The organism is Spirilliplanes yamanashiensis (assembly GCF_016863475.1).
In the GTDB taxonomy this organism is placed as follows: Bacteria; Actinomycetota; Actinomycetes; order Mycobacteriales; family Micromonosporaceae; genus Spirilliplanes; species Spirilliplanes yamanashiensis.
On record NZ_BOOY01000028.1, the window covers coordinates 61,174 to 85,149 of the forward strand.

17 protein-coding genes are annotated in these 23,976 nt (G+C 74.7%); 11 read left to right on the top strand and 6 right to left on the bottom strand.

Going from position 1 to position 23,976, the window contains the following annotated elements; all coding sequences use genetic code 11:
* The first annotated feature begins 3 nt into the window (after positions 1–3).
* The 4 genes from Sya03_RS19400 to Sya03_RS31125 all read left to right on the top strand — a co-directional run bounded on the left by Sya03_RS19400 (position 4) and on the right by Sya03_RS31125 (position 7,147).
* Positions 4–861 (top strand): cytochrome c biogenesis CcdA family protein, encoded by an 858-nt coding sequence (locus Sya03_RS19400; protein ID WP_203939754.1) that lies wholly within the window; start codon positions 4–6, stop codon positions 859–861.
* Positions 858–2,660 carry a serine/threonine-protein kinase gene (locus Sya03_RS19405; protein ID WP_239107685.1) on the top strand — a complete coding sequence of 601 codons (1,803 nt, stop codon included), beginning with the start codon at positions 858–860 and terminating at the stop codon, positions 2,658–2,660. Before Sya03_RS19400 ends, Sya03_RS19405 begins: the two co-directional genes overlap by 4 nt.
* Before the next feature lie 24 nt (positions 2,661–2,684).
* Complete coding sequence (locus tag Sya03_RS19410; protein WP_239107686.1) at positions 2,685–4,709, top strand: serine/threonine-protein kinase; 2,025 nt, start codon at positions 2,685–2,687, stop codon at positions 4,707–4,709.
* 158 nt (positions 4,710–4,867) lie between these two features.
* On the top strand, positions 4,868–7,147 hold the full coding sequence (locus Sya03_RS31125) for a serine/threonine-protein kinase (protein WP_239107687.1): 2,280 nt from the start codon (positions 4,868–4,870) through the stop codon (positions 7,145–7,147).
* A 34-nt stretch (positions 7,148–7,181) separates the two neighbouring features.
* Here Sya03_RS31125 and Sya03_RS19420 read toward each other — a convergent pair whose 3' ends face one another.
* Entirely contained in the window at positions 7,182–9,653 is a 2,472-nt protein-coding gene (locus Sya03_RS19420) for a Tex family protein (RefSeq protein WP_239107688.1), read from the bottom strand.
* Between the two features lie 99 nt (positions 9,654–9,752).
* Between Sya03_RS19420 and Sya03_RS19425 the strand changes: the two genes are divergently transcribed.
* The 5 genes from Sya03_RS19425 (at position 9,753) to Sya03_RS19445 (ending at position 14,081) form a co-directional block, all read left to right on the top strand.
* The gene (locus Sya03_RS19425) at positions 9,753–10,784 is read left to right on the top strand and encodes a zinc-dependent alcohol dehydrogenase family protein (protein ID WP_203939756.1); all 1,032 of its coding nucleotides are present in this window, start codon (positions 9,753–9,755) and stop codon (positions 10,782–10,784) included.
* A 97-nt stretch (positions 10,785–10,881) separates the two neighbouring features.
* Positions 10,882–11,817, top strand: coding sequence for a hypothetical protein (locus Sya03_RS19430; protein WP_203939757.1), 936 nt, complete (start codon positions 10,882–10,884; stop codon positions 11,815–11,817).
* Entirely contained in the window at positions 11,814–12,260 is a 447-nt protein-coding gene (locus tag Sya03_RS19435) for an ABA4-like family protein (protein ID WP_203939758.1), read from the top strand. Before Sya03_RS19430 ends, Sya03_RS19435 begins: the two co-directional genes overlap by 4 nt.
* Before the next feature lie 10 nt (positions 12,261–12,270).
* Entirely contained in the window at positions 12,271–13,458 is a 1,188-nt protein-coding gene (locus Sya03_RS19440; RefSeq protein WP_203939759.1) for a sensor histidine kinase, read from the top strand.
* On the top strand, positions 13,455–14,081 hold the full coding sequence (locus Sya03_RS19445; RefSeq protein ID WP_203939760.1) for a response regulator: 627 nt from the start codon (positions 13,455–13,457) through the stop codon (positions 14,079–14,081). The genes Sya03_RS19440 and Sya03_RS19445 overlap by 4 nt, the downstream gene beginning before the upstream one ends.
* Here Sya03_RS19445 and Sya03_RS19450 read toward each other — a convergent pair.
* Positions 14,078–15,031: an AAA family ATPase gene (locus Sya03_RS19450; protein WP_239107699.1), complete on the bottom strand. Its 954-nt coding sequence runs from the start codon at positions 15,029–15,031 to the stop codon at positions 14,078–14,080. The genes Sya03_RS19445 and Sya03_RS19450 overlap by 4 nt on opposite strands.
* Positions 15,032–15,096: 65 nt before the next feature.
* Between Sya03_RS19450 and Sya03_RS19455 the strand changes: the two genes are divergently transcribed.
* Together Sya03_RS19455 and Sya03_RS19460 are read left to right on the top strand one after the other, a co-directional pair.
* Complete coding sequence (locus Sya03_RS19455; protein WP_203939762.1) at positions 15,097–15,816, top strand: PP2C family protein-serine/threonine phosphatase; 720 nt, start codon at positions 15,097–15,099, stop codon at positions 15,814–15,816.
* Positions 15,813–16,490, top strand: a complete 678-nt coding sequence (locus Sya03_RS19460; RefSeq protein WP_239107689.1) for an HAD family hydrolase — start codon at positions 15,813–15,815, stop codon at positions 16,488–16,490. The genes Sya03_RS19455 and Sya03_RS19460 overlap by 4 nt, the downstream gene beginning before the upstream one ends.
* A 56-nt stretch (positions 16,491–16,546) precedes the next feature.
* On the opposite strand, the gene glgB is transcribed toward Sya03_RS19460, so the two are convergent.
* The 4 genes from glgB to Sya03_RS19480 form a co-directional block, all read right to left on the bottom strand.
* Positions 16,547–18,652 (bottom strand): 1,4-alpha-glucan branching protein GlgB, encoded by a 2,106-nt coding sequence (glgB, locus tag Sya03_RS19465; RefSeq protein WP_203939852.1) that lies wholly within the window; start codon positions 18,650–18,652, stop codon positions 16,547–16,549.
* A gap of 61 nt (positions 18,653–18,713) precedes the next feature.
* Positions 18,714–20,030, bottom strand: coding sequence for a maltokinase N-terminal cap-like domain-containing protein (locus Sya03_RS19470; protein WP_203939763.1), 1,317 nt, complete (start codon positions 20,028–20,030; stop codon positions 18,714–18,716).
* Positions 20,027–21,805 carry a maltose alpha-D-glucosyltransferase gene (treS, locus tag Sya03_RS19475; RefSeq protein ID WP_203939764.1) on the bottom strand — a complete coding sequence of 593 codons (1,779 nt, stop codon included), beginning with the start codon at positions 21,803–21,805 and terminating at the stop codon, positions 20,027–20,029. The genes Sya03_RS19470 and treS overlap by 4 nt, the downstream gene beginning before the upstream one ends.
* A 49-nt stretch (positions 21,806–21,854) precedes the next feature.
* Complete coding sequence (locus tag Sya03_RS19480; RefSeq protein WP_203939765.1) at positions 21,855–23,822, bottom strand: alpha-1,4-glucan--maltose-1-phosphate maltosyltransferase; 1,968 nt, start codon at positions 23,820–23,822, stop codon at positions 21,855–21,857.
* Positions 23,823–23,976 lie beyond the last annotated feature (154 nt).

The window sequence follows — 23,976 nt, forward strand, 5'->3', positions numbered from 1 at the left end:
CCCGTGGGCGCGTCGCTGCTGCTCGCGCTGACCGCCGGGATGCTCGGCGCGGTCAACCCGTGCGGCTTCGCCGTGCTGCCCGCGTACCTGTCGGTGCTGGTCGCCGGCGACGCCCCGGTGGCCCGGGCGCTGCGCTGCACCGCCGCCCTGACCCTGGGCTACGTGGCCGTGTTCGGGGCGTTCGGGCTGCTGCTCGCGCCGTTCGCCGGGTTCCTCGGCCCCGGCCTGCCGTGGCTGACCATGACGTTCGGGGTGCTGCTGGCCGGGCTCGGCTGCTGGCTGCTCGCCGGGCGCACCCTGCCCGGCCTCGCCACCGCCGTCCGCGCCCCGCGGCTGACCGGGTCCACCCGGTCCACCGTCCTGTTCGGCATGGCGTACGCCGTGTCGTCGCTCGGCTGCGCGGTCGGGCCGTTCCTGGCGCTCGTGGTCTCCGCCGGGCGGGCCGCCGGCCCGGCCGAGGCGGTCGCGCTGTTCGCCGCGTTCGCCGCCGGCATGGGCGTCGCGGTCGGCGTCGCCGCCGTCGCCGTCGCGCTCGTGCGGCAGTCGGTGCTGGCCCGGATGCGCCGCGCCGGGGCGCTGGCCCCCCGCATCGGCGGCGCCGTCACCCTCGCCGCCGGCGCCTACCTCGCCTACTACGGCCTGTACGAGCACCGGCTGCGCACCGACCCGCGCGGCGCCCTCGGCGACCCGGTCGTCGCCGCCGTCTCGGACGTGCAGCGGTCGGTGTCCGGAATGCTGGGCCAGGTCGGGATCGTACCGTTGGTCGTTGTGCTCGCCGCCCTGGTTGTGGTTGGTTGGACCGCGGCCCGGTCGGGCCGCCGGCGGCGGGCGCCGGCAGAGGCGGAGGTGGACGCGCGGTGATCGGGGACGCCACGACGCGGGGCACCCCCCTGCGCCCCACCGATCCCCGCACCCTCGGCCCCTACACGCTGCTCGCCCGGCTCGGCTCCGGCGGGATGGGCGTCGTGTTCCTCGCCCGGGGCGCCGACGGGCTCGTCGCCATCAAGATGGTGCACGCCGAGCTGGCCGGCGACGACGAGTTCCGCCGCCGGTTCCGCTCCGAGGTCGAGCGCGCCCGCTCCGTCCCGTCGTTCTGCACCGCCGAGCTGCTCGGCGCGGACCCCGACGCGCCGCGGCCCTACCTGGTCGTCGAGTACGTCGACGGGCCGTCCCTGACCGAGGTCGTCGCCGAGCGCGGCCCGCTCAGCCCGGCGAACCTGCACGCCGTCGCGATCGGCGTCGCCACCGCCCTGACCGCCATCCACGACGCGGGCGTCATCCACCGCGACCTCAAGCCGCGCAACGTGCTGCTCGCCCCCGGCAGCCCCAAGGTCATCGACTTCGGCATCGCCCGCGCGCTCGAGGCCACCAGCCAGCACACCCGCACCGACCAGATGGTCGGCACCGTCGCCTACATGGCGCCCGAGCGGTTCTCCGCCCAGCCCGGCACCCCGCTCACCCCCGCCGCCGACGTCTTCGCGTGGGGCTGCGTCGTCGCGTACGCGGGCACCGGCCGCACCCCGTTCAGCGGCGACTCGCCCGCCGCGACCGCCGCCCGCATCCTCACCCAGCCGCCCGACCTCGCCGGCCTCACCGGACCCCTGCGCGGCATGGTGGAGCTGGCGCTGGCCACCGAACCCCGCGAGCGGCCCACCGCCCGCGACCTGCTCGACATGCTGCTCGGCGCCGGGCCCCAGCGCACCCCGCCGCTGGCCGAGGCGTTCGCCGCCCAGCCCGCGCTGCGCACCGCCGCCGCCGAGGTGCAGGCGGCCACGTCCACGGGCGGCCACCCGATCCCGCGCCAGCGGGCGGCCGAGGGCGTCCCCGCCGCCGGCCCCGCCGGCCCCGCCGGTGCCACCGCGTACTTCCCGCCGGTCGCCGGGCCGCCCGAGCCGCCGCCGGGCCCGCCGCGCGGGCACCGCGGCGCCGCCCGCGCCGCCGGCCGCCGGCCCGGCCGCACCCGGCGCGTCGTCGTCGGCGCACTGGCCGCCTTCGGCGCCCTCGTGCTCGCCGGCCTCGCCGCCGCCGTCATCCACGACTACACCTCGACGACCCACGGGCCCGCGTACGTCGAGACGGTCTACACGCTGCCGCAGGGCACCCCGTTCATCGCCGACTCCCTGAGCACCGGCGGGCAGTACCTCGACAGCGAGATCGAGGGCGAGACCGGCTCCCACTGCCGCATCGCCGACGGCGCCATGCGCGCCCAGCGCGTCACCCCCGGCGTCTACCAGTGCGAGGGCCCCGAGAAGCAGCTCGCCGGCGACCACACCGTCGCCGTCACCGCCACCGTCGAGCAGCCCGGCACCTGCGTCGCGTTCTGGCTGCACTGGTCCAGCCGCGGCAGCTACGTCGTCACCGCCTGCGCCGCCGGCGTCACCGTCACCGTCGAGCAGACCGACCGCGACAACTACACCCTCGGCGACCTCGTCTGGGACGCGCCGCTGCCCGTCGGCGAGCCCGTCCGGTTCGAGCTCGCCGTCGAGGGCGGCGTGCTGACCGTCGCCCACGACGGCGTGTACGCCGGCGACATCCCGCTGCCCGAGGCCGGCCTCGACCGCGGGCGCACCTTCTTCGGCATCGCCAGCGACCCCGCCGACGACACCCCGCCGTACGCCGCGTCCTTCTCCGACGTCGAGATCCAGACGCTCGGCGGGTGATCCGCGGCGGGTAGGGTTCGCGGGGTGAGCAGCCACGGGACCCGTGCGTCCGCGCTGCGGCCCACCGACCCCGGCCGGCTCGGCGCGTACCGGCTCGTCGGCCGGCTCGGCCAGGGCGGCATGGGCACCGTCTACCTCGCCGAGTCCCCGCGCGGCGACCTGGTCGCCGTCAAGGCCGTCCGCGCCGACCTCGGCGCCGACGACGAGTTCCGCCGCCGGTTCCGCTCCGAGGTCGCCCGCGCCCGCCAGGTGCCGCCGTTCTGCACCGCCGAGGTCCTCGACGCCGACCCCGACCACGCCACCCCGTACCTGGTCGTCGAGTACGTCGACGGCCCGTCGCTGGCCGACGTGGTCGAGGGCGACGGGCCGCTGCGCTCGTCCCGGCTGCAGGGCGTGGCGATCGGCGTGGCCACCGCCCTGTCCGCCATCCACGGCGCCGGCGTCATCCACCGCGACCTCAAGCCGCGCAACGTGCTGCTCGCCCCCGGCAGCCCCAAGGTCATCGACTTCGGCATCGCCCGCGCGCTGGACGCCACCAGCCAGCACACCAGCACCGGCCAGATGGTCGGCACCGTCGCCTACATGGCCCCGGAACGCTTCGACACGGGCTCCGGCCCGGTCACCCCGGCCGCCGACATCTTCGCCTGGGGCGCCGTCGTCACGTACGCGGGCACCGGCCGCACCCCGTTCCAGGCCGACTCGCCCCCGGCCACCGCCGCCCGCATCCTCACCCAGCGCCCCGACCTGTCGGGCGTGCCGGAACCCCTGCGCGACGCCGTCGAGGTCGCCCTGGCGAAACGCCCGGAGGACCGGCCCACCGCCCGCGAACTGCTCGACCTGATGCTGGAGACGGGCGCCTCGGCGGCCCCGCTGCGCTTCGGCCAGCCCGCCTGGCCGGGCGCCACCCACCCGCCGGACACCACCGCGGTCCCACCGGGCCGCCACCCGGTTTCGGGCGCGCCGCCTGGTGTACCACCGGCTTCCGCGCCGCCCGGCGCGCCTGGCCCGGCCTTCGGGCCGGGACCGGGTCCCGGTTCCGGTCCGGGTTCGGGTTGGGGATCTGGTTCTTGGCAGGGTTCGGGGTCTGGTCCGGGTCCGGGTTCGGGGTCTGGTCCGGGCTCGGGTTCGGAGTTCGGGGCGGGCTCGGATTCGGGGTCCGGGCCGGGATCGGGTTCCGGGTCCGGGCTGGGATTGGGCCGGGGATCCGCGCCCCGGCCTGGGCCGGAATGGGGGCCGGGTCCGGTCTCGGGGCCGGGAGCGGGTGCGCGGCCGGCCGGGCGGCGGTTGTCGCGCACGGCCGTCGCCGCGCTCGCCGGGCTGGCCGCCACCCTGCTGCTCGTCGGCGTGATCGTGACCGCGCCGGGCGTCGGGCGCCTGCTCGGCGGGCCCGCCGAGAGCGAGGTGCTGCCCCCGCCGGACAGCGGCGTCAACCCCGACTCCCCGGAGGTCCCGGACAGCCCGGCGACCGGCGCCGCCGACCTCGGGCTCACCCCGGTGGAGCCGGACGCGCCCGCCTACACCGACGGCGACGTCGTGCCCGCCCGGTTGCCGCTGCGTACCGCCGACGGCACCTGCCGCGACGGCGACGGCATCGAGGTCGTCCTGACCCATCCCGGCGACCTGCACTGCGGCGACAGTCGCCTGTCGTTCGCCCGCCGGCACCAGGTCACCGTCGACGCCACGCTGCTGTCGGCCGGCAGCTGCGCGTCGCTGTGGTTCCTCGCCGACGGCGACGGCGCGTACCGGCTCAGCGCCTGCCCCCGGCACTACGAGGTGGCCTGGCACGACGACGCCGGGGCCACCACGCTGCGCACGTACCCTCTCGGCCGCCCGATCGCGCTGGACGCCGGGTTCCAGCTCGCCCTCGAGGTGCGCCGCACCGACGTGGTGTTCACCCGCGACGCCGAGGTCGTCGGCACCCTGCCGCTACGTGAGCGGCCCGCGGTGCAGGGCGGCCACCTGCGGCTGGGCGCGCACGGTGAACCGGCGGGCGGCCCCGCCCCGTACCGTGTGACGTTGCGCGGGATGACCGTCCGTTCGCTCGAGTAGGGCGCCACCGGTCTCGATTGCGTGCCATCCGGCGCGCTGCCCTTCAACGGGCTCGAGCGGGGCCGGTATGGTGCAGCACGGTCGCGTGATGGCGGCGGGGGAGGACGGTCGAGCGTGAGGCGCGCCGACCGCCGGCGACAGGGTGGGGTGACCGGGGTATGTCCGACGACCGGACCGGCGACCGGACCGGTGACCGGGCGGGTGCGGCGGCGCCCCTGCGGTCCACCGACCCGGCGCGGCTCGGCGCGTACCGGCTGCTCGGCCGGCTCGGCGAGGGCGGCATGGGCACCGTGTTCCTCGCCAGCGGCCCCGGCGACGACCTGGTCGCCGTCAAGATGGTCCGGGTCGACCTGGCCAGCGACGACGAGTTCCGCCGCCGGTTCCGGTCCGAGGTCAACCGGGTCAAGCAGGTGCCGCCGTTCTGCACCGCCGAGGTGCTCGACGCCGACCCCGACCACGAGCACCCGTACCTGGTGGTGGAGTACGTCGACGGCCCGTCGCTGGCCGACGTGGTGCAGAGCCGCGGCCGGCTCACCTCGTCGAACCTGCACGGCGTGGCGATCGGCGTCGCCACCGCGCTGACCGCCATCCACGGCGCCGGCGTCATCCACCGCGACCTGAAGCCGCGCAACGTGTTGCTCGCCCCCGGCAGCCCCAAGGTCATCGACTTCGGCATCGCCCGCGCGTTCGAGGCGACGAGCCAGCACACCCGCACCGACCAGATGGTCGGCACGGTCGCCTACATGGCGCCGGAGCGGTTCGAGGGCGACGCCACCATCACCGCCGCCGCCGACATCTTCGCGTGGGGCGCGGTCGTCGCGTACGCGGGCACCGGGCGCACCCCGTTCCAGGCCGACTCGGCCCCGGCCACCGCGGTGCGCATCCTGACCCAGGAGCCGGACCTGACCGGCCTGACGGGTTCCCTGCGCGAGCTGGTCGCCGCGTCGCTGGCGAAGGACCCGCGGGACCGGCCGTCGGCCCGCGACCTGCTCGACCTGCTGCTCGCGGCGGGCCCGCAGCGCTCCGCCGCGGCGGCGGCCGCCCTGAAGCACCAGCCCGCCCTCGCCGATGCGGTGCACGAGGCGCAGGCCGCCACCGGCTACGCCCCCGAACGCGACCTGACGGCCGCCGCCGCACCGGCCCCGCTCGTCGGCCACACCGACGCCCCCACCCACCCGGCCAGCCCGGCCGCCTCGGCCACGGAGATCCTCTCCGGCGGGCCGCGCGAGCACCCGACCGAGGTCATCCGGGCGCAGACCGCCGGTTCGGCGCCCGGTTCGGCGCCCGGTTCGGCGCCCGGCTTCGCCGCCCCGACCCAGGCCGCCGCCCACCTGGCCGGCGGCGCCGGGTACACCGTCCCGGCCCAGCAGGGCCCGGCCGCCTACGGCCCCCGCACCGGCGCCGACAACCTGGTGTCCGGCCCGCCGGCCGCGGGCTACCCGGGCCAGCCCGGCGCGGGTCACTTCGCACCCGGCGACCCGGGCGCGGGCTACCCGGGCCAGGGACAGACGGGCACCCGCCACCTCGGCGCCACCCATCCCGGCGCAGGCCACCCGGGCGCAGGCCACCCGGGCGCAGGCCACCCGGGCGCAGGCCACCCGGGCGCAGGTCACCCCGGCGGCGGGTATCCGACCGGTGGGTATCCCGGCGGCGGGTATCCCGGCGGGCCGCCCGGGTACGGGCCGCCGCCGCAGCAGGGGCCGCCCGCGCCGCCGCGCCGGCGGTGGGTCGGGCCCGTGCTGGCGCTGGTCACCGTGCTGCTGCTCAGCGGGCTCGGGGCCGCCGCGTGGGCCCGGTTCGGGGTGGACCGGCAGCAGACCGGCGGCGGGACGCCCGTCACGCAGGGCAGCACCGCGCCGGCCGTCAAGCCGGTGCTGGAGGTCGAGGACGCCCTGCGGGCCCAGCGCCTGTGGGAGCCCGTGGAGGTGGAGACCGAGAAGGCGTCGTGCTACTTCGACGACGCGCTGGTCGCCGAGCGGGCGGAGTCGACCGGCACGCTGCGTTGCCGCGGGCCGCGCGACGACCTGCCCGCCGATCAGCGGGTGCAGGTGGACATCCGGCTGCTGACGGCGGGCAGCTGCGCGGCGTTCTGGCTGCGGTTCGCCGACAACCGCGGCTACCAGGTGCGGGTGTGCGCGGACCGGGTCATGGTGGGCGCGCACGTCACCGCGCGGCCCAGCGTGTACCAGTCGATCCCGCTCGACGAGCCGCTGGAGATCGGCGGCGACCCGGCCACGTTCACCGTGTCGGTCATCGGCGACACGATCGAGGTGGAGCGCGACGGCAGCCCGCTCGGCGGGCCCGTGCAGCTGCTCGACGAGGGCATCGGCACCGGGCGCATCGTGCTGGGCATCTTCACCGAGGATCCCGGCCCGGGCCACAAGCCGCCGTACCGGGTGGCGTACACCGACGTGAAGATCTGGTCGCTCGGCGGCTGACCGCCGCCGGCCGGGGCCGGCGGCGGCGCCGCGATCACTTCTTGTCGGTCAGGCCCGCCCGGCGCAGCGCGTCGGCCATCGCACCGCCGACGAACCCGCCCTGCCCGCCGCCGGACGACCCGCCCGAGCCGCCCGAGCCGCCGCGGCCCTGACCGCCCCGGCCCTGGCCGCCGCGATCCTGGCCGCCGCCCTGACGGGGCTGACCGCCGTCGCGCCCGCCGCCCGGACGCGGACCGCCCTGGCGCGGCTGGCCCTGGCGCGGCTGGCCCTGCCGGGACCGCCCGTCGCCGCCGGCCGGACCGCCCGCGCCGCCGCCGGACGCGCGCCGGTCGCCGGCCGGGTCGGCGTCGAGGCGCATGGTCAGCGAGATGCGCTTGCGGGCCTCGTCGACCTCGACCACCCGCACCTTCACCACGTCGCCCGACTTCACGACGTCACGCGGGTCCTTGACGAACGTGTTCGACAGCGCCGACACGTGCACCAGCCCGTCCTGGTGGACGCCGACGTCGACGAACGCGCCGAACGCCGCCACGTTGGTGACGACGCCCTCCAGCACCATGCCGGGCCGCAGGTCGGCGATCTTCTCGACGCCCTCGGCGAACGTGGCCGTCTTGAAGGCCGGGCGCGGGTCGCGGCCGGGCTTCTCCAGCTCCTTGAGGATGTCGGTGACGGTGGGCAGGCCGACCGCGTCGTCGACGAAGTCCTGCGGGCGCAGGCCGCGCAGCAGCGGGCTGTTGCCGATGAGGCCGCGCAGGTCGCTGCCGGCGGCGGCGAGGATGCGCCGGACCACCGGGTACGACTCGGGGTGCACGCTGGACGCGTCGAGCGGGTCGTCGCCGCCGGCGATCTTGAGGAAGCCGGCGCACTGCTCGAACGCCTTCGGCCCGAGGCGGGGCACCTGCTTGAGCGCCGAGCGGTTGCGGAACGGGCCATTGGCGTCGCGGTGCAGCACGATGTTCTCGGCGAGCCCGGCGCCGATGCCGGAGACGCGGGTGAGCAGCGGCGCGGACGCGGTGTTCACGTCGACGCCGACGGCGTTCACGCAGTCCTCGACGACGGCGTCGAGCGAGCGCGACAGCTTGATCTCGGACAGGTCGTGCTGGTACTGGCCGACGCCGATGGACCGCGGGTCGATCTTGACCAGCTCGGCGAGCGGGTCCTGCAGGCGGCGGGCGATGGACACGGCGCCGCGCAGCGACACGTCGAGGCCGGGCAGTTCCTGCGAGGCGTACGCCGACGCGCTGTAGACCGACGCGCCCGCCTCGCTGACGACCACCTTGGTCAGCGACAGCTCGGGGTGCTTCTGGATGAGCTCGGCGGCGAGCTTGTCGGTCTCCCGCGACGCGGTGCCGTTGCCGATGGCGACCAGGTCGACGGAGTGCGCGGCGGCGAGCCGGGCCAGCGTGGCGATGGACACGTCCCACTTGTGCTGCGGCACGTGCGGGTAGATCGTCTCGGTGGCGACGACCTTGCCGGTGGCGTCGACGACGGCCACCTTGACGCCGGTGCGGAAGCCCGGGTCGAGGCCCATCGTGGCGCGGCTGCCGGCGGGCGCGGCCAGCAGCAGGTCGCGCAGGTTGGCGGCGAACACGCGCACCGCCTCCTCCTCGGCGGCCTGCCACAGCCGCAGCCGCAGGTCGGCGCCCAGGTGCACGAGGATGCGGGTGCGCCACGCCCAGCGCACCGTGTCGCGCAGCCAGCGGTCGCCGGGGCGGCCGTGGTCGCTGATGCCGAAGCGGGCCGCGATGGGCGCCTCGTAGGTGCTGGGCGCCAGCTCGTCGGTGACCTCCTCCGGTTCGAGGACGACGTCGAGCGCCTCCTCCTTCTCGCCGCGGAAGATGGCCAGCACCCGGTGCGACGGCAGGGTGGTGAACGCCTCGGCGAAGTCGAAGTAGTCGGCGAACTTGGCGCCCTCGGTCTCCTTGCCGGGGCGCACCTTGCTGACCAGCCGGCCGCGGGTCCACATGCGCTCGCGCAGCGCGCCGATGAGGTCGGCGTCCTCGGCGAAGCGCTCGACGAGGATGGCCCGGGCGCCGTCGAGCGCGGCGGCCGCGTCGGCCACCGCCTCGGACACGTAGGACGCGGCCTCGGCGCGCGGGTCGAGGCCCGGGTCGGCCAGCAGCGCGTCGGCGAGCGGCTCCAGGCCGGCCTCGCGGGCGATCTGCGCGCGGGTGCGCCGCTTCGGCTTGTAGGGCAGGTAGATGTCCTCGAGCCGCGCCTTGCTCTCGGCGGCCAGGATCTGCGCCTCCAGCGCGTCGTCCAGCTTGCCCTGCGAGCGGATCGACTCGAGCACGGCGGCGCGCCGGTCCTCCAGCTCGCGCAGGTAGCCGAGCCGCTCCTCGAGGGTGCGCAGCTGCGCGTCGTCGAGGGTGCCCGTCACCTCCTTGCGGTAGCGGGCGATGAACGGAACGGTGGCGCCGCCGTCGAGCAGTTCGACTGCCGCGGTGACCTGGCGTTCACGGACACCGAGCTCGTCGGCGATGCGTTGGGAGATGGAGACCGTCACGGCGCCGATTGTGCCCGGACCCTGCGACAGTTGTCGCGCCGCCATGCTGGCCCGGGGAGTAGCGTCACCCGGGGTGTCCTGTCGAGAACGGAGACGGTGGTGCGCGCGACGGTACTGCACGGCCCGAAGGACGTCCGCCTGGAAGATGTGCCCGACCCGCGGATCGAGGACCCGGCGGACGCCCTCGTCCGGGTGACGGCAGCCTGCGTCTGCGGCTCCGACCTGTGGCCGTACCGCGGGATCCGGCCCACGCCGCAGCCGCGGCGGTTGGGCCACGAGTTCGTCGGCGTGGTCGAGGAGACCGGCGCCGCCGTGACCCGCGTCCGGCCCGGCGACTTCGTGATCGCGCCGTTCGCGATCAGCGACGGCACCTGCCCGCACTGCCGCAACGGCGTCACCACGTCGTGCGAGCGCGGGCAGTGGTGGGGCTCGGACACCGACGGCGCGCAGGGCGAGTTCGTGCGGGTCCCGCTGGCCGACGGCACCCTGGTCGCCACGCCCGGCGTGCCGGACGACGCGCAGGTGCCGGCGCTGCTGGCGCTGTCGGACGTGATGGGCACCGGCCACCACGCGGCCCGGGCGGCGCGGGTGCGCCCCGGCCGCACGGTGGCCGTCGTCGGCGACGGCGCGGTGGGCCTGTGCGCGGTGCTGGCCGCCCGGCGCCTGGGCGCGGAGCGGATCGTCGCGTTCTCCCGGCACCGCGACCGGCAGGCGGTGGCGCGGCGCTTCGGCGCGACCGACGTGGTGGAGCTGCGCGGCGACGAGGGCGCGGCGGCGGTCCGCGAGCTGCTCGGCGGGGTCGGCGCGGACACGGTGCTGGAGTGCGTCGGCACCCGCGAGTCGATGGCGCAGGCGCTGGCCACCGTGCGGCCCGGCGGCGCGGTCGGCTACGTCGGGGTGCCCGCGGGCGGCCCCGAGCTGCCGATCGACCGGCTGTTCGGCACGAACGTCACCGTGGGCGGCGGCGTCGCGCCGGTGCGGGCGTACCTGCCGGAGCTGCTCGACGACGTGCTGGACGGCACCCTCGACCCCTCCCCGGTGTTCGACCTCGAGCTGCCGCTGGCCGAGGTGGCCGAGGCGTACGCGGCGATGGACGAGCGCCGCACCATCAAGCCGCTGCTGCGGCCCTGACGCCTCCTACCGGGGGAGGAGGCGCCCTCCGACCGGCGGCCGCGACGGCGGCCGGCGGGCGGGCGCGCCGGGGCCCGCGCGCCGCGAGGCTGTCGTCATGACACGTTGGAACCGTCCCCTGGTGGTCCTCTGCGCCGCGATGGCCGCGCTGACCGTCGTCTCGCTGGTCGGCGTGGTCGCCGACGACCGGGTGCTGACCGGCGCCCCGATCTGGCTCAAGGTGTTCAAGTTCTCCGTCTCGATCGTCCTGTACAGCGCCACGATCGCCTGGATCCTGTCGGTGCTGCCGCGGCGCAGCCGGGCCGCCGAGCGCGCCGCCGTGGTGCTCGTCGGCGCGCTCACCGTCGAGATGATCATCATCACCGGCCAGGTGATCCGTGGCCGGACCAGCCATTTCAACAACGCCACCACGCTGGACGGCATCCTGTTCAACCTCATGGGCACGGCGATCCTGGCGCTGTGGTTCGCCCAGCTGGTGATCACGATCGCGGTGGCCCGCCGCCCGCTCGCCGACCGCACCGCCGCCCTGGGCATCCGGCTGGGCCTGGCGGTGTCGCTGCTCGGCGCGGCGGCGGCCGTCCCGATGACCCTGCCGTTGCAGGCGCAGAGCGCGACCGTCACCGGCGCGCACAGCGTCGGCGTGCCCGACGGCGGCCCCGGCCTGCCGCTGGTCGGGTGGAGCACCACCGGCGGCGACCTGCGCGTCGGCCACTTCGTCGGCCTGCACGCCCTGCAGGCGCTGCCGCTGCTGGCGTGGCTGCTCATCGCGCTGGCCCGGCGGGGTTCGGCGCTGGGCGCCCGGCTGGACGAGACCACCCGGGTCCGGCTCGTCGGCATCGCCGGCGCCGCGTACGCCGCCCTGGTGGTGCTGCTGACCTGGCAGGCGCTGCGCGGGCAGCCGCTGCTGCGCCCGGACGCCCTGACCCTGGCCGCGTCCGGCATGCTGGTGGCGGCCACCGCCGCGGCCGCCGCCGGGGCGCTGCGCCGCCGCCCCGCCACCGTCGAGGTACCCGACCTGGAGCCGGCCCGATGACCAGCGCGCTGTTCTCGCTCAGCTTCCTGCTCGCGGCCCCGTTCTGGGCCCTGATGATCGTGCTGCCGCACTGGTCGTGGACCCGGCGGATCGTCGCGTCGCCGTGGATCGTCGCACCGCCGGCGCTCGTCTACGCGGTGCTCGTCCTGCCGCACCTCGGCACGTTCCTGCCGGCGGTGTCGTCGCCCACGCTGCCCGGCGTGCAGGGCCTGCTCGGCACCGCCGGGGGCGCGGCGGCCGGCTGGGCGCACTTCATCGCGTTCGACCTGCTCGCCGGCCGGTGGATCTACCTGGACAGCCGGGAGCGGGCGATGCCGGCCCTGCTGACCGCGCCGGTGCTGCTGCTGACGATCCTGTTCGGCCCGCTCGGCCTGCTCGCCCACCTGGCGCTGCGCACCCGGTGGGCGCCCGCGGAGCCGCGCCCCGCGCTGCAGGACGCCTAGGGTGGGCGGCGTGCGGTGGGTGGGGCGGCTGTTCGACGAGCGCGACACGCTCGCCCGGCTCATGCTGCTCAACCTCAGCGGCATCGGCTACCTGGTGCTGCGCCCGGTGGGGGAGCCCGCCCCGACCGGGCCGCAGTGGGCGCTCGCGCTGACCGGGTTCACGACGATCCTGCTGCTGTACCGGCTGCCGTTCGTCAACGCGCTGTGGCAGACCGCCCTGCTCGGCGTGGCCATCGCGATCCTGGACGACCCGCTCATCAACCAGGTGGGGGCCAGCTGGTCGCTGCTCGAGCTGACCATGCGCACCCGCCGGCTCGCCCTCGTCTGGGTGGCGGCGGGCGCGCACGCCGCGGTGTTCCTGGCCGGCGAGACGGACGGCTGGCCCGCCTCGATCGCGGCGTCGGTGTTCAGCGCCGTCACCGTGATCGGGCTGCCGGTGCTGCTGGGCGTCGTGGTGCGCAACTCCCGGGAGCTGGCCCGGCAGGCCGAGCGGCGGGGCGAGGAGGACCGCCGCCGACGCGAGTACGAGGACCAGGCCGCCCGCGCCGCCGAGCGCGCCGCCATCGCCCGCGAGCTGCACGACGTCGTCGCGCACCATGTGGCGTCGATGGTGCTGCGCGTCGGCGTCGCCCGGCACGTGCTGGACGTGGCGGACCCGCGGGTCACCGAGGTGTTCGACGACGTGCACGGCACCGGCACCGTCGCCCTGGCCGATCTGCGCCGGCTGGTGGAGCTGCTGCGCGACCCCGCCGGGGTGCGCCCCGACGCCGCCGCCACCGCCGCCGTCGAGCCCGGCACCCTGCCGGAGGCGCTGCGGGCCGCCGTCGACGAGGCCCGGCGCACCGGCCTGGAGGTGACCGCCGCCGTCGACCCGGCCGTCGGCGGGCTGGACGCGGTGCGCGGCCTCGCCGTGCTCCGCCTGACGCAGGAGGCCCTCACGAACGTGGCGAAGCACGCCGGACCGTCCGCGCACGCCCGGCTCACCGTTACCGTCACCGGCGGCGACGTGCGCATCGAGGTCGCCGACGACGGCGACTCCGGCGGCGTGCCCGCCGTCGACCGCCCCGCCGGGGGCGGTCACGGCCTCACCGGCATGCGGGAGCGGGTCGAGGTCTTCGGCGGGTGGCTGGAGGCGGGCCGCAGCGGCGCCGGCTGGCGGGTCACCGCGGTGCTGCCCGACGCGGGGGAGGCCGCGTGATCCGCGTGCTGCTGGCCGACGACCAGCACCTCATCCGGGCCGGGCTGAAGATGCTCTGCGAGGCGCAGCCCGACCTGGAGGTGGTGGGGGAGGCCGACAACGGCGGCGACGCCGTCCGGCTCGCCGAGCAGCTCGTGCCCGACGTGACCGTGATGGACCTGCGGATGCCCGGCGTCGACGGCATCACCGCCACCACCCGCATCGTGGCCGCCCGCCCGGCCGCCCGGGTGCTGGTCCTGACCACGTTCGGCGACGACGACCACCTGTACCCGGCGCTCACCGCCGGGGCCTGCGGCTTCCTGCTCAAGGACGCCCCGCCGGGCGAGCTGCTCGACGGCATCCGCCGCGCCGCCGCCGGCGACAGCCCGTTCAGCCAGGCCGTGCTCCAGCGGCTCGTGCGCCGGGCGGTCAGCACCCGGGCGCCCGCCCCGCAGCCGCTGCCCGCCCTCACCGGCCGGGAGCGCGACGTGCTCGAACTGGTCGCCCAGGGCCTGAGCAACACGGAGATCGCGGAGCGGCTGCACATCGGCGTCACCACCGTGAAGACCCACATCACCAGCCTGATGACCAAGACCGACAGCCCCAACCGGGTACGCCTGGCCCTGCGCTGGACCGGCGGCTAGGTGCCGGCCGCCACCATGCCGCGCCGCACCGCCCACAGGGCCGCCTCCGTGCGCGACGTCGACTCCGTCTTGCGCAGCAGGTTCGACACGTGCACCGTCACCGTGCGCACCGAGATGCCCAGGCTGCGCGCCACCTGCTTGTTCGACATGCCGGCCGCCAGGCAGCCCAGCACCTCCACCTCGCGGGCCGTCAGGTCGCCGTCACCGGCCATGTCGCCGGCCCCGCCCAGCGTCGCCGGGTCGCCGTCCGCGGTGGCCAGCAGCTCACCCAGCCGGTACGGGTTGCCGCCCGTGCGCTCCCACACGGCGCGGGCCACCCGCTCCGGCACCCCCACCGCCCGCAGCACCTCGGCCACCTGCGCCTCGCTCAGCGCCGTCAGGTGCCGCCGCACCGCGCCCGCCCCCGCGAGCCGGGCCAGCGTGCGGGCTGCCAGCTCCGGCGCCACCGCCGTCTCCACCGGCCGGCTCGTCACCACCAGCAGCGCCGGCAGCCGCGCGTCCGCCAGCTCGCCCACCAGGTTGAGGCTCGCCGGGTCCAGTGCGTGCAGGTCCTCCACCACCAGCACCGCCGGCCCGGCTCCGACCAGGTGGCGCACCACCGTCACCGCGATCCGCAGCAGCGCCTCCGGCGTGTACCGCTCCCGGGGGATGTGCGGCAACTGCGCCAGCCAGGCCAGCGCGTCGGCCGGCACGGCCAGCCCCGCCGTGCCCCGCCCGGCCAGCACCGCCGCCAGCCAGTCGTACGGCGCCGGGCTGTGCACCCGCGCCGCCCCCGCCAGCACCAGCGGCGGCCGCACCGAGTCGATCAACGCCCTGATCAACGCGCTCTTGCCGGTGCCCGCGGCCCCCGTGACCACAGCCGGGCGCCCGCCGCCGCCGGCGCGCACGGGCCCCCACGCGGCCCGCAGCTCGTCCAGCGCGGCCGCGCGGCCCACCAGCGGCATCGGCATCACGGGTTCACGATACGTAGTAGGTACTAGAGACAGCTCGTGCGGTCAGTTGGCAAGGTAGACACATGGGGTTCGTACTGCACGCGGTCGTGGCATCCGACAAGGGTCTGGTTCGCGACAACAACGAGGACGCGGTCCACGCCGGCCGCCGCCTGCTCGTGGTCGCCGACGGCATGGGCGGCCTGCCCGCGGGCGAGGAGGCCAGCGCCATCCTCGTCCGGGCGCTCGCCCCGGTCGACGACGCCCCCGCCGACGGCGAACCCCTGCACCGGCTCGTCGAGGCGCTCACCGAGGCGAACGCCCGCATCCAGGAGTCCGTCGCCGAGGCCGAGGAGCGCACCGGCATGGGCACCACCGTCACGGCCGTCCTGCTCGACGGCGACCGCCTCGCGGTGCTCAACGTCGGCGACTCGCGCACCTACCGGCTGCGCGACGGCGAGCTGATGCAGCTCACCCGCGACGACACCTACGTGCAGGCCCTCGTCGACCAGGGCGTCCTCACCCCGGAGGACGCCCGCCGCCACCCGCAGCGCGCCCTGGTCACCGCCGCGGTCCAGGGCGGCGACCTGCGCCCGGCCGGCCGCGTGGTCACCCCGGAGCCCGGCGACCGCTACCTGCTGTGCAGCGACGGGCTGTCCGACTACGTGGCGGACGAGGTCATCGCCACCACGCTGCGCAGCTACACCGACCGCGAGACCTGCGCCGCCGAACTGGTCAAGCGCACCCTGGAAGCCGGCGCCCCGGACAACGTGACGGTGATCGTCGCCGACCTCGACGAGGAGTGACCGCCCGGCCGGCCGCGATCCGCGCGGTCTTCTTCGACGTCGGCGGGACGATCCTCGACGAGACGGGGGAGTTCGCGGGCTGGGCCGACTGGCTCGGCGTGCCGCGGCACACGTTCTCGGCGGTGTTCGGCGCCGTGATCGCCCGCGGCCTGCCGTACGACGAGGTGTTCCGGGTCTTCCGGCCCGGCTTCGACCTCGCGGCCGAGCGGGAGCGCCGGGCGGCCGCCGGAGATCCGGAGACGTTCGGCGAGCGGGACCTCTACCCCGACGCGCGCGCGTGCCTGGCCGCCCTGAAGGGGCAGGGCCTGCTGGTCGGCCTGGCCGGCAACCAGCCGGCGCACGCCGAGGCGGCCCTGCGCGCCCTGGGCCTCGGCGTGGACGTGATCGGCACGTCGCACGGGTGGGGCGTGGAGAAGCCGGCCCCCGCGTTCTTCGACCGGGTCGTCCGGGAGGGCGGCGGCGACGCGGCGTCGATCCTGTACGTCGGCGACCGGCCCGACAACGACGCGGCACCGGCCCTGGCCGCCGGGATGCCGGCGTGCCTGATCCGGCGCGGGCCGTGGGGCCACATCCTCGACGCCCCGGACGTGGCCGCGCGGTGCCTGTTCCGCATCGGCGCGCTGGACGAGCTGCCGGACCTTGTGGCGCGGCACAACGCGGCGCACCCGCATTGAGCCGACGGGCCCGCCGGAGTGCCGGCGAGCCCGTCGAAAGGTGAGGCGGTGGTGGGTCAGCCCTCGTGGCGCAGCCACAGGGCGCCCAGCGGCGGGATGCGCAGCTCCGCCGACGCGGGCAGGCCGTGCCACGGCGTGGCCTCGGCCTGGACGGCGCCCATGTTGCCGACGCCCGAGCCGCCGTAGATGTCGGCGTCGGTGTTGATGATCTCGCGCCAGGTGCCCGTGCGGGGCAGGCCGATGCGGTAGCCCTCGTACGGGATGGCGGAGAAGTTGACCAGGCAGGCCAGGGCCGAGCCGTCGGGCGCGAAGCGGATGAACGAGAACGTGTTGTGCTGCGAGTCCTCACTGGTGATCCAGCGGAAGCCGCTGGCCTCCGTGTCCTGGCTCCACAGGGCCGGGGTGTCGCGGTACGCGCCGTTCAGGTCCTTGACCAGGCGCTGCAGGCCCGCGCGCGGCGGGTGCTCCAGCAGGCTCCAGTCCAGCCCGGCGCTCTCGTTCCACTCGGCCTCGCCGCCCAGCTCGGCGCCCATGAAGATGAGCTGCTTGCCGGTGAACGCCCACATGAAGCCGAGCAGCGCGCGGGTGTTGGCGAGCTTCTGCCAGTAGTCGCCGGGCATCTTGCCGGTGAGCGAGCCCTTGCCGTGCACGACCTCGTCGTGGCTGATCGGCAGGATGTAGTTCTCGCTCCAGGCGTACACCGTGGCGAAGGTCATCTGGTGGTGGTGCCACTGGCGGTGGATCGGGTCCTTCTCGATGTACGACAGGGTGTCGTTCATCCAGCCCATGTTCCACTTGAAGCCGAAGCCCAGGCCGCCGAGGTGGGTGGGGCGGGTGACGCCCGGCCACGCGGTGGACTCCTCGGCGACGGTGATGACGCCGGGGTGGTGCTTGTAGACGGTGGCGTTCATCTCCTGCAGGAAGCTGATCGCGTCGAGGTTCTCGCGGCCGCCGTACTGGTTGGGGCTCCACTCGCCGTGCTTGCGCGAGTAGTCCAGGTAGAGCATGGAGGCGACGGCGTCGACGCGCAGGCCGTCGACGTGGAACTCGTCGCACCAGTAGAGGGCGTTGGCGACGAGGAAGTTGCGCACCTCGCGCCGGCCGAAGTCGAAGATGTACGTGCCCCAGTCGGGGTGCTCGCCGCGCTGCCAGTCGCCGTGCTCGTACAGCGGGGTGCCGTCGAAGCGGGCGAGGGCCCACTCGTCCTTGGGGAAGTGGGCGGGCACCCAGTCGAGCAGCACGCCGATGCCGGCCTGGTGCAGCCGGTCGACCAGGTAGCGGAACTCGTCCGGCTCGCCGAACCGCGACGTGGGGGCGTAGTAGCCGGTGACCTGGTAGCCCCAGGAGCCGCCGAACGGGTGCTCCATGACGGGCATCAGCTCGACGTGGGTGAAGCCCATCTCGGTGACGTACTGGGTGAGCTGGTCGGCCAGCTCACGGTACGACAGGCCGGGCCGCCACGAGCCGAGGTGCACCTCGTACACGCTCATCGGCTCCTGGTGGGCCTTCGACTGGGCGCGGCGGGCGAGCCACTCGGCGTCGTTCCACTCGTAGTTCGACTGGTAGACGACCGACGCGGTGTTCGGCGGGACCTCGGTGTACATGGCCATCGGGTCGGCCTTCTCGCGCCACACGCCGTCGCGGCCGAGGATCTTGAACTTGTACTTGGTGCCGGCGCTGGCGCCGGGCACGAAGATCTCCCACACGCCGCTGGAGCCGAGCGAGCGCATCGGCCAGCCGTCGTGCGGGCCCCAGCCCATCTGGTCGCCGATGATGCGCACGCCGCGGGCGGCGGGCGCCCATACGGCGAAGCCGACGCCGCCCTCGCGCGGGTGGGCGCCGAGCACGGTCCACAGCCGCTCGTGCCGGCCCTCGCCGATGAGGTGCAGGTCCAGCTCGCCGAGCGTGGGCGGGTGCCGGTACGGGTCGTCGCTCACGCCGCCGTCGATGTCGAGGCGGTAGTCGAGGACGGTGCCGGGCACCTCCACGGCGAACAGGCCCTCGTCGTGGGCCTTCGTCATCGGGTAGCGGTCGTCGCCGACGACGACGCTCACCTCGGACGCGCCGCGGCGCAGGGTCCGGATGATCGTCGTGCCGTCCTTGGGGTGCGCGCCGAGCACCGCGTGCGGGTCATGGGTGTCGCCGCTGATCAGGTGCTCCATGACGCGCCCCTCCACGGCCCAGGCGGGCGTAGTCGTCTGCATGAGAGTGCTCCCAGGTGGGTCAGCCGACGAGCCGGGCGACGGACTGCAGGGGGAGCCGCAGCCAGGTCGGCCGGTGCCGGGCCTCGTACGCGGCCTCGTAGACCGCCTTGTCCAGTTCGTACGCCGCCAGCAGGTCGGCCTGCTCGCGCGGGTCGTTGCCCGTGACCGCGGCGTAGCCGTCGCAGAACGCGGACCGGTTGCGGTCTGCCCAGGCGCGGGCGCGGGCGGCCAGGTGCTCGTCGTCGACGTCGTCGGCGACCAGCAGCTGGTACGCGGCGTACTCGTACGAGCGCAGCATCCCCGCGACGTCGCGCAGCGGCGAGTCGGGGCGGCGGCGCTCCTCGAGGGGCTGGCCGGGCTCCCCCTCGAAGTCGATGACCAGCCAGGTGTACGGGGTGCGCAGCACCTGGCCGAGGTGCAGGTCGCCGTGGATGCGCTGGACCGTGACGGGCGCGCCGTCGAGCGCCCGGAACCGGGCCTCGACCTCGGGCACGTAGTCGGCCAGCTCGGGCACCGCCTCCGCCGCGCCGCGCAGCCGGCGCACGATCGCGTCGACGGGCAGCGCCACGCTGGAGGTGCCCAGCTCGGTGGCCAGGGCGGTGTGCACGGCGGCGACGGCCTCGCCGAGCCGGTACGACTCGTCGGCGAAGTCGCCGCCGGCGTCCTCCGGGCGCATCTCGGTCTCGGCAAACAGGTCGCGGGCGCTGGCGGTGGCCATCGCCCAGCCCTCGGCCGAGTTGGCCGCGTACTCGGTGACCATGCCCAGCGCGGCGAGGTCGTCGCCGTCGCCGGTCTCGATGGCGCCGAGCAGGCGGGCGACGTGGGTGCTGCCGGCCCGGCCGAGCGCCCGGTTCAGCTCGATGTCGGGGTTGACCCCGGTGGAGACCCGGCGGAACACCTTGAGGATGGCCTGCTCCTCGAAGATGACGCTGGTGTTGGACTGCTCGGCGTCGCCGACCCGGGCGTGGCACTCGACCGGCAGCTCGACGCCGGGCTCGCGCTCGAAGCGCAGCGGGCCCACGTTCTCGCCCCGGTCGATCAGGGTGAGCAGGTAGCGGGCCGCCTCGGAGTCGTACAGCGCGTCGTAGCCGGTGCGGTCGCCGTCGGAACCGATGGTGGCGACCGCGCTGTACTCCACGTTGGACGGGCCGTTGTCCCAGGCCACGAGCACCTGGTAGCGCTCGGTGCCGCCGTCGGCGTAGCGGGCGTCGAGCAGCACGTGGTCGAGGTCGTCGCGCAGGGCGGTCACGGCGGCCGGTTCGACCGCCTCCAGGGTCCGGTTGCGCCCCGCGTACCACCGCTGGTGCGGCAGCCAGTCGGCGAACGGCAGGTTCATTGCTTCTCCTCCGCGTTGCACAACTGGAACCAGTAGAAACCGTGCCCGGGCAACGTCAGCAGGTACGGCAGCTGGCCGATGCGCGGGAAGTTCACGTGGCCGGTCAGCTCGGTCGGGGTGTAGCCGCTCCAGTGCTGCAGGTTGAGCTCGATGGGCTGCGGGAAGCGCGACAGGTTGTTGACGCACAGCACCACGTCGTCCTCGTGCTCGCGCAGGAACGCCAGCACCGACGGGTTCGACCCGCCCAGCTCCCGGAACGTGCCGACCGCGAACGCCTCGTGCCGGCGGCGCACGGTCAGCATGGTGCGCGTCCAGTTCAGCAGCGACGTCGAATTGTCGCGCTGGGCCTCCACGTTGACGGCCTGGTAGCCGTACACCGGGTCCTGGTTGGCCGGCAGGTAGAGCCGGCCCGGGGTGGCGGTGGAGAAGCCGGCGTTGCGGTCGGGCGTCCACTGCATCGGGGTGCGCACGCCGTCGCGGTCACCGAGCCAGATGTTGTCGCCCATGCCGATCTCGTCGCCGTAGTACAGCACCGGCGAGCCGGGCAGGCTGAGCAGCAGGGCGGTGAACAGCTCGATCTGGTTGCGGTCGTTCTCCAGCAGCGGGGCCAGCCGGCGGCGGATGCCGACGTTGGCCTTCATCCGCGGGTCCTTGGCGTACTCGGAGTACATGTAGTCGCGCTCTTCGTCCGTGACCATCTCGAGCGTCAGCTCGTCGTGGTTGCGCAGGAAGATGCCCCACTGGCACATGTCCGGGATCGGCGGCGTCTGCGCCAGGATCTCGGAGATGGGGAAGCGCGACTCGCGCCGCACCGCCATGAAGATGCGCGGCATGAGCGGGAAGTGGAACGCCATGTGGCACTCGTCGCCGCCGGTGTCGGAGTCGCCGAAGTACTCGACCACGTCGGCGGGCCACTGGTTCGCCTCGGCCAGCAGGACGCGGCCCGGGAACTCGTCGTCGATCACCTTGCGGCAGTGCTTCAGGAAGTTGTGCGTCGCCGGCAGGTTCTCGCAGTTGGTGCCCTCCTCCTCGAAGAGGTAGGGGACCGCGTCGAGCCGGAAGCCGTCGATGCCCAGGTCGAGCCAGAACCGCAGGACGTCGATCATCGCCTCCTGCACGGCCGGGTTCTCGTAGTTGAGGTCCGGCTGGTGCGAGAAGAAGCGGTGCCAGTAGAACTGCCGGCGCACCGGGTCGAACGTCCAGTTGGACTCCTCGGTGTCGACGAAGATCACCCGGGCGTCCTGGTACTTGTCGCTGGTGTCGCTCCACACGTAGAAGTCGCCGTACGGGCCGTCGGGGTCGCGGCGCGACTCCTGGAACCACGGGTGCGAGTCCGACGTGTGGTTCATGACCAGGTCGGTGATGACCCGGATGCCGCGCTTGTGGGCGGCGTCCAGCAGGGCCACGAAGTCCTCGACGGTGCCGAACTCGGGCAGCACCTTGTAGAAGTCGCGGATGTCGTAGCCGCCGTCGCGCAGCGGCGAGTCGTAGAACGGCGGCAGCCAGAGGCAGTCCACGCCGAGCCACTGCAGGTAGTCGAGGCGCTCGATCAGGCCCCGCAGGTCGCCGGAGCCGTCCGAGCTGGAGTCGTAGAACGCCCGGACCAGCACCTCGTAGAACACGGCGCGCTGGAACCACGTCCGGTCCGCCGGCAGCGCTCTGGCGTGGCCGAAGTCGTCGGCGTTCGGGTGTTCGACCACCCCGTGCTCGACGTGGCTGCCCTCGGCCGGGTCGTGCTCCCCGGCCGCATCCGTCAGGTCACGCGTCAAGTCCATCAGGCCCCACCTACCCGCTCGCGCATGGTCAGTAACAGGTGACCGGGACCTACCCCCGGCGGCGCACGGAGAACACGTGCGCCGGTTCGACGTACGGGTCGATGCGGACGGCGTTGTGCTGTCCCCAGTCGTACGTCGCCCCGGTGAGCTCGTCGCGGACCTCGAACCGTTCGTGCCAGTCGAGCCCGAGGGCCGGCATGTCGAGGGTCGTGTTGCCCCACTGCACGTTGGCCGAGTCGAACGAGCAGATCACCAGGATCGTGTTGTCACCCTCCGGGTCGCGCTTCGAGAAGCACAGCAGGGAGGGGTTGTCGATGTCGTGGAACCGCAGGTTGCGCAGCCAGTGCAGCGCGGGGTTCTCCTTGCGGATCCGGTTGAGGCGGCCGATGTACGGCGCCAGCGAGCGGCCGGCGGCCTGGGCGGCGGCGAAGTCCCGCGGCTTCAGCTCGTACTTCTCGTTGTCGATGTACTCCTCGGCGCCCGGCCGTGCGACGTGCTCGAACAGCTCGAAGCCCGCGTACATGCCCCAGGAGGGGGTGAGCATGCTCGCCAGCACCGCGCGGATCTTGAACATCGGCGGCCCGCCGTGCTGCAGCGACTCGTGCAGGATGTCCGGGGTGTTGGGCCAGAAGTTCGGCCGCATCCAGTCGATCGAGCCGAGCAGCTGCTCGCAGTACTCGCGCATCTCCGCGGCCGTCGTGCGCCAGGTGAAGTACGTGTAGGACTGCGTGAAGCCGATCTTGCCGAGCCCGTTCATCATGGCGGGACGGGTGAACGCCTCGGCCAGGAACAGCACGTCGGGGTCGACGGCCTTGACCTTCGCGATCAGCCACTGCCAGAAGTTCAGCGTCTTGGTGTGGGGGTTGTCGACGCGGAAGATCCGGATGCCCTGCTCGACCCAGTGCAGCGTGACCCGCAGGACCTCCTCGCGCAGGCCCACCGGGTCGTTGTCGAAGTTGAGCGGGTAGATGTCCTGGTACTTCTTCGGCGGGTTCTCCGCGTACATGATCGAGCCGTCGGCGCGGGTGGTGAACCACTCCGGGTGGGCGGTGACCCACGGGTGGTCCGGCGCGCACTGCAGCGCCAGGTCGAGCGCCACCTCGAGGCCGTGCTCGCGGGCGGCGGCGACGAAGCCGCGGAAGTCCTCGAGCGAGCCCAGCTCGGGGTGGATCGCGTCGTGGCCGCCCTCGGCGGAGCCGATCGCCCACGGCGAGCCGACGTCGGTCGGGCCGGCGACCAGGGTGTTGTTGCGGCCCTTGCGGTTGACCTTGCCGATGGGGTGGATCGGCGGCAGGTAGAGCACGTCGAAGCCCATCTCGGCGACGCGCGGCAGCGACTCGCGGGCGGTCACGAAGGTGCCGTGCCGCTTCGGGGAGCCGTCGGGGTGGATCTCGGCGCCCTCGGAGCGCGGGAAGAACTCGTACCACGCGCTGAACAGGGCGCGCTTGCGGTCGACCCACAGCGCGTACGAGCGGGTGGTGGTGACCAGCTGGCGGACCGGGTACTGCCAGAGCAGCTCCTCCAGGTCCAGCGCCGGGGCGATGCGCTCGAACAGCGGCCGCTCGCCGTCGCGCAGCAGGGCGGCGGCGACGCGCACCGGCTCCTGGTGCTGGTCCGGCACGATCTTGGCCGCGAGGTCGAGGATGTCCGCGCCCTCGGCGAGGTCGTTGGCGAGGTCCTCGACGCCCTGCCCGGCGCCGACCTTCTTGACCACGGCGTCGCGCCAGGTCAGGTAGGGGTCGTCGAACGCCTCCACGGTGAACGTCCACCGGCCGACGGCGTCGGGCTGGATGAACCCGTGCCACTGGTCGAGGCCCGGCTCGCCGGGGGTCAGCCGGGTGAACGGCCGCGCCTGCCCGTCGGGGCCCTGCCATACCACGTTGACGCCCAGGGCGTTGTGGCCTTCCCGGTAGGACACCGCCGACACGGGCACCAACTCGCCCACGACGGCCTTGGCGGGGTAGCGGCCACACGCCACCGAGGGCGTGACGTCTTCGATGGGGAACCGTCCCGTCATGATCCCCACCGTAGTCAGGGTCGCCGGAGTCGGCTCGGTGACCATGGAACTTTTTGCCGCCGTTTTTTCCGTCCTCTCCGAATTGGAGTGACCCGGACGGATCGCCCCTGATCAACGGGGGTGCGGGGCCGTGACCGCCGTCGATCCCCACCGG